Origin of the sequence: uncultured Campylobacter sp. (genome assembly GCF_938045465.1) — a bacterium.
Lineage (GTDB): Bacteria > Campylobacterota > Campylobacteria > Campylobacterales > Campylobacteraceae > Campylobacter_B.
Genome location: NZ_CALIBF010000167.1, coordinates 1 through 6,434, shown reverse-complemented (window position 1 = coordinate 6,434; position 6,434 = coordinate 1). Strand labels below are relative to the sequence as shown.

The window sequence follows — 6,434 nt, the reverse complement described above, 5'->3', positions numbered from 1 at the left end:
CTCGGGATTTTGATTTAATTTTATCCGCTACGAACGCGCAAAATTTATGGCAAAATTCCAAGCCGAAATCCGCGATCAATTTAAAATTTTAAGCAGAGGTTCAATCCAAAAATTCCGACGAAGCAAAATCCAAGCCAAAATTCCAGCTGAAATTCCGATCTAAATCCCTAATCCAGCTTATTTCTAAAAAGCGACGCGGCCAGCGCCATCGTGCCCGCGCCGATCAGCAGCAGCGGCACGATGAGATGCCACAGCTCGCCCAGGCCCGCGCCCTCCAGATAGATCCGCCACATGCAGTTGTTAGCATAATACATCGGATCTAGGTGCGCGATGTAGTAAAACCACCGCGGCATCGCGTCCGCAGGCGTTATCAGCCCGCTTATCATAATGCACGGCAGCAGGAATAAAAACGAGCTCACGACCGATTGCAGCGAGGTTTTGCAGACGGTCGAGATCACGAGGCCGATGCCTACGTTGCAGGCGCTAAAGATCGCGATGATCGCAAAAAGGTGCGCAAAGCGCCCGCGGAATGGAATTTCGAAGTAAAATACGCAGATCAAAAACAGCGCGAGCCCCTGCGCGATCGCGATCAGCACGGGCGGCACAGCCTTGCCGATCAGCATCTCAAGCGGGTTCGCGGGCGTCATCAGCATCATATCGAAGCTCCCCTCCTCGCGCTCGCGAGAGACGCTAAACGCCGATAGCATCAGCACCTGAATCATCGAAAGCCCCAAAATCATCCCCGTCATGATCGTGTAGCGCGTGATCGTGTTTTCGTTAAAAACATAGCGCGGATTTATGCTGATTAAATTTACAAAATGCTGTGCGTTGTATTCCTGCACTATAGCCTGCACGAAGCCGATGACGGTGTTTGCCAAGGTCGTATTGCGCGAATCCGCGATGATCAAAAGCTCGTGCGTGCTCACAAAATCGCCGCCGAAATAGATCCCGATGATCGCTTCGCCCTCACTTACGGCGCGGCGCAGGCAAGTTAGGTCTTTGCAGCCAAGTTCGGTCTTAAACATCGGCGTAGCGGCGATCTGCTGTACCAGCGCGGTGGACGTCGCATCGCGGGCGTCGTCCAAAATCGCGTAGCGCACCTGCTCGGGGGTGAAATTCGCGCCGTAGCCGAATATGATCGCCTGCACCAGCACCGGCACGATCAGCACCATGCGCGTGCCCTTGTCGCGAAACATCGCCAAAAATTCCTTTTTTATCAGCGCGCGAATTCGAAGCAGAGATTTTCGCAGAGCGTTCATTGCGCGCCCCTTTTAAATTTAGCGGCACCTTTAAATTTAACGCCATTTTCAAATTTAGCGGTGCGGGCTCGCGGCACGGAATTTAAAGCGAAATTTAAACGCACTGCGGGCGCCGATTTAATTTTGCGCGGCGCGGGCGTAAATTTCCGCAGCGCGAGCTTGAGCTTATACGACGCGAACATGAAATTTAAAATTTCAGATCTATTGCGCGGCACCTCGGGTTTAAATTTTAAAAACCACGCCGCCGTTTGCGAGCCAAAACGGCTCGCACCGAGAAATTTTAAAAATTTTATCGCATGCCTATTCAGAGCATAAAATTTCATTCTTTGCACTCCCCGTGAAAGCGAAGTATTCGTCGCTTGCCCTACTTCATAGCGCGAAATTTTACCGCTTGCGGCTCGAATCAAAGCGGGGTACTTATGCAAGCAAACGGCGTAAATTTCGCTACGCCACGCTTCGTAGTTACGCCGTGTAACCGCGCTGCAAAGCTGCATCGCAAAACACGATTTAAAATTTAAAAGCGCGCTTATGAGGTTAAATTTGCTAAGCTTTTCCGCGCACCCTACTTCGTAGCCGTGCCGTGCAGCTGCGCTACAAAGTCGCGCTATGCGGCGCTGCGCGGAATCCAAACTGCTCACATGATCAAACTTAACCGCACGCCGTTTTTCTGTCGCGTCGTGCGTATGCTGCGAAATAAGCCGTGCCGCTCGCCCTGCTTCGGCTTTATCCGCGCGTAGCGAAGTGCAGCGTAGTAGAGCACGTGTTAAAGCATGGCGTAGAGCATGCAGCGGCTTGTGAATAAACTTTAAAATTTTAAATCCGCACTTCGATATGAAATTTTGCGCTGTGTCCGCAAGACGCGCCGAAGCAAGCGCAAATTTTAAAATTCCAAACAGATTGCGCAGCGGTTCGGGCGTAAATTTTAAAATTCTAAATCCATTGCGCGGCGGCGCGGGTGTTAAATTTAAAAACTCCGTCGCCGTCGTTCGCAAGCCAAAATGCCTCGCGCTAAGAAATTTTAAAATTTCAAGCCCGCGCTCCGCTCGCTTGCAAAAAAATTCTAAAAATTTCATCGCGTCCTCTCTTTTGGCGACGTAAAATTCCGCCATCGATGCCTCGGGCGAAAGCGGAACATTAATTGCGCCGGTTTTTGCGGCGCGAAATTTCTCCGCGCAAGCGTAAGGCAAAAATAAAAATTTCATCGCGCGCCCCTTTTTACGCTAAGCACGCACAAGCTGAAAAACAAAACCGCTCCGAGCGCCTGAATGGCGAGGTTTACCCACAGCGTCGCGCTCTGTCCGCCCGATAGGAAGCAGATGCGAAAGGACTCGACCGCGTATGTGGGCGGCAGCAGGTGCCCGATGAAGTTGACCGCTGCGGGCAGTCCGCGCAGATCAAATATCATGCCGCTAAGCAGCGTCACGGGCAGGTAGCCGATGACGATGGCGTATTCCTGCGCTAGGAATTGATTTTTGCAGATCGCCGAGATCAGCATGCCTAGGCAGGTCATCTCCAGCACGAATACGCAAAGCGTCGCCAGCAGCATCGCCACGCTGCCGCGGATCGGGATGCCCAAAAGCGTCTGCCCATAAACGAGCGTCATCGCGCCGCCCAAAAGCGCTAGGAAATAATACGCGCCGACCTTGGCAGTGACGATCTCAAGCGCGCTTGCGTTGGAATTGTAAAGCGAGGCGATCGTGCCGCGGTCCCATTCGCGCGAGATCACGACTGCGACCATAAATAGGCAGATGAGGCCCAAAATCCCCACGTACTCGGCAGATACGAGATACCACGTCGATTCGTTGGCTTCGTTGAACCAGCTGCGATAATTCACGCTGACGGGCCTTGCTGCGGCGTTTAAATTTGCGTTTAAAAAGCCGTAATCTTGCGCCAAAACCTGCTCGATCACGCCCGCGACATAGACGTAGCTAAGAAGCGCGAGCTGCGACTGCGTGGCGTTTTGGATAAGGAAAATCTCGGCGCCGTCTTTATTCGAGCCGCTCGCGCCGCCTGCACCGCCCGCGCCGCCGCCGTTATTTGCAGCGTCGCCTGCGCCGCCTGCACCGTTAGCGAAGGGGCTTGCATTGACGCCGCCGCTCGCATTTTGGAGATCATCCGCACCGCCGATGAGGCCTGTATTCGTATCGCCTGCGCCGCCTATTAAATTTACGCTGCCTTGATTTGCGCCTATGTCGCCTGCGCCGCTACTAGAATTTGCAGTCGCGCCCATACTACCGCCGCTAGAATTTGCGGTCGCGCTGCTTGAATTTACTCCGCTGCCGCCCGCTTCTGAGCCGTTGCCGTATGAGCCCTCCCCTCTTGCGCCGGTACGGCCTGCAGAGGTGTTTATGCCGCTCTCCGTGCTAGTGCCAGCGCCGTCGTCCTCAAGCGGACGGACATTGGCGTCGCCGCTCATATTTTGGATATCGCTTGCACCGTCCATGGAGAGGCTTTCGTCGCTAAAGATATTTAAATTTACGCCGCCGCCCGCGCCGCCGAGTCCGCCCAAAGTGTTTTGAAATTTCGCCGCAAAGCGCGGATCAAAATACAAAATGCTCTCGATCTCGTGCGCCTTAAAATCTCTCCTCGCGCTCTCTAAATCCGTATAGACGCGGGTTTGCAGGTATTTTGAGCCCAAAAATCCGCCGAGCAGATCCCGCTCGATTTTGGAGCCCAGATCGCTTACGAAGCCCACCTTGACGGGCTTTATGTCCATCCGCATCGCGTATCCGTAGATCACGACCAAAATTAGCGGCATCAAAAACGCGATCACGAGCGCCGATCGGTCCTTTGCGATCTGCGCGAACTCCTTTTTTACGAGGATTTTTAAAAAGGTAAAGTTCATCCGCCCTGCCCCTGCACTTGGATTTTACGCCGCTGCGCCGCTCGTGGCGAGCCTCTAAATTTTGATCGCGCAAATTCGGCGACCGCATTTTGAAATTTTAGCCGCAGGGTCGCATTTGACACGCCCCCAAATTTTAATTGCAAAAGCGCGGTAACTGAGATTTGAAATTTTAACGGCGCAGACGGACTGCTCGTGCCTATTTCGCTCATCGCACCCTGAAATTTTAGCCGTGCGAGCACATACGACGGGCTTTGAAATTTTATGCACCGCGGCATTGTCTCGCTGCGGAATTTTTGACGCAAAAGCTCCGCAGCGGCGCAAAATCTGCGATGAAATTTTTGCATCGGAGTTTTAAATTTACAAGCTACCCGCAGACTGGCTGCCTTTTTAAATTTGCGACCTGTTTGCAGAACAACCGCCTTTTTAAATTTATAATCCGTTTGCGAGCCGCTCACGCTTTGAAATTTACGGCGCAGACGGAGCGGGCTTGTTTCGCCGCGGAGCTCGCGCAGTATCCATCTACAAAATCCACGCTGCATCCCGCCGCGCAACGCCCGATTTAAAATCTCGCTGTCGCTTGAAATTTCGCAATCTCTTAAAATTTCGCCGCCATTTAAAATTTTACTATCGTTCCAAATTTCGCCGCTACTAAAAATCCCGCTGCCGCTTAGAATTTTACCGATGTTCAAAGCCCGGTCGCTCAAAATTCCGTCGCCGCTTAAAATTTCATTGTCACATAAGACCCTTTTGCGGCTTAAAATTTTATCGCGCGGGCACGCTAGTTTTCGCTTCGCCCGCATAAAATTCGGATCAAAAATCCTCGCCGCTCGCGCAAAATTTAGATCAAAAGCCCTCATCGCCCGCCTCGCTTCTAAATTTTTGCACCTCGTTTATGAAGGCCTGCTGCACGCTAAGCCGCCGCCCGTCCTGCACGCAGACCTCGTCGGGGCTGCCTAGTGCTAGGATTTTGCCGCGATCTTGGATCAAAAACCGATCGCAATACTCCGCCTCCTCCATAAAATGCGTCGTCACGACCACGCTCACGCCGGTGCGCGCCAGCGCGTTTATGCGGTTCCAAAAGAGTCTGCGCGAGAGCGGATCGGCGCCGCTGGTGGCCTCGTCGAGAAACAAAATCTCGGGGCGGTGGATGAGCGCGCACGCCATCGAAAGGTTGCGCCCCGCACCAAAGGGCAGGTTCTGCCACGTCTCGTTTCGCAGTCGCTGCAAGCCAAACTCGCTCAAAAGCTCCTCTATGCGCCGTTTCAGTGCCGCGCCACCGATACCGTAGCTGCGGCCGAAATACTCTAAATTTTGATAGCAGCTTAGCTTTTTATAAAGCGAAAATTTCTGCGAGACGTAGCCGATGCGCGATCTGATCGATGATTTGGCGTAGCGCAGATCCTCGCCCATGACCGAGATCTCGCCCCCGCTCATCCCCAAAAGCGCGCAGATCATGCGAAAAGTCGTCGTCTTACCCGCGCCGTTTGGACCCAGAAGGCCAAAAATCTCGCCCTTTTTGACCTCGAAACTCGTATTTTCCACGGCGGTGAACGAGCCGAATTTTTTACTCACGTCGCGCACTTTGATGACGGTTTGAGCCGCATCGAAGCTCTTTTTTTCGTAGCCGAAGTTTGCCGCGCCGATCTCTGCTCTATTTAAAAAAATATACGCATCCTCTAGGCTCGCCTCGCGCGGGCTGAGTTTAAATTTCGCACTTTCGTTTTCGTTAAATTTAGCGCCTTTGTTAAATTTCATGTTTTCGTTTGAAATTTTAAAATTTTCGTCGCGCCCGTTTTCGCGCTCTGTATTTTCGCCATCACCCTCTAGGCTCGCGTTTAAAAACTCTTGCAGATCGCGCAGGCTTATCGGCTCCTCGCTTAGCAGATCGACGCTGCCGTCTCTGGGGCAGATGTCGATGAGCGGGGAGTTTTTTAAAAATCTTTGCGTCTTAAACATCAAGCGGCGCGCCAGGCTCTGATAATCCTCGCCGTCGATGCGAAAGGTGCGATCCCGCAGCGCCGCGGTGATCTTTGCGGCGCGCTCCTGCGCTATGATCTTGCCGCCGAGCAAAATCAGCGTCAGATCGGCATCCGCCGCCTCGTCGAAATACGCCGTCGAAAATATGCATTTCGCGCCGCTTTGATCCAGATACTCGCGCACGATCGCCCACAGCTCGCTGCGCGAGAGCGGATCGACGCCGACGGTGGGCTCATCGAGGAGAAGCACATTGGGTTTTTCAATCAAGAGTTTTAAGAGAAAGAGCCGCTTCTTCTCACCACCGGAGAGTTTTTCGATCAAGGTTCCGTGCATGGAACGTGGGAAGAGAAATT

5 protein-coding genes are annotated in these 6,434 nt (G+C 52.8%); all 5 read right to left on the bottom strand.

All coding sequences use genetic code 11. The annotated features are described in order from the left end of the window. Positions 1–167 precede the first annotated feature (167 nt). Entirely contained in the window at positions 168–1,259 is a 1,092-nt protein-coding gene (locus tag Q0413_RS08130) for an ABC transporter permease (RefSeq protein ID WP_298988472.1), read from the bottom strand. Beyond that, positions 1,256–2,461: a hypothetical protein gene (locus tag Q0413_RS08125; RefSeq protein WP_298988471.1), complete on the bottom strand. Its 1,206-nt coding sequence runs from the start codon at positions 2,459–2,461 to the stop codon at positions 1,256–1,258. Before Q0413_RS08125 ends, Q0413_RS08130 begins: the two co-directional genes overlap by 4 nt. Beyond that, positions 2,458–4,104, bottom strand: coding sequence for an ABC transporter permease (locus Q0413_RS08120; RefSeq protein WP_298988470.1), 1,647 nt, complete (start codon positions 4,102–4,104; stop codon positions 2,458–2,460). Before Q0413_RS08120 ends, Q0413_RS08125 begins: the two co-directional genes overlap by 4 nt. Next, positions 4,101–4,961 carry a hypothetical protein gene (locus tag Q0413_RS08115; protein WP_298988469.1) on the bottom strand — a complete coding sequence of 287 codons (861 nt, stop codon included), beginning with the start codon at positions 4,959–4,961 and terminating at the stop codon, positions 4,101–4,103. The genes Q0413_RS08120 and Q0413_RS08115 overlap by 4 nt, the downstream gene beginning before the upstream one ends. After that, a partial coding sequence (locus Q0413_RS08110; protein WP_298988468.1) for an ATP-binding cassette domain-containing protein occupies positions 4,948–6,434 on the bottom strand: 1,487 nt, incomplete at its 5' end. The genes Q0413_RS08115 and Q0413_RS08110, both read right to left, overlap by 14 nt.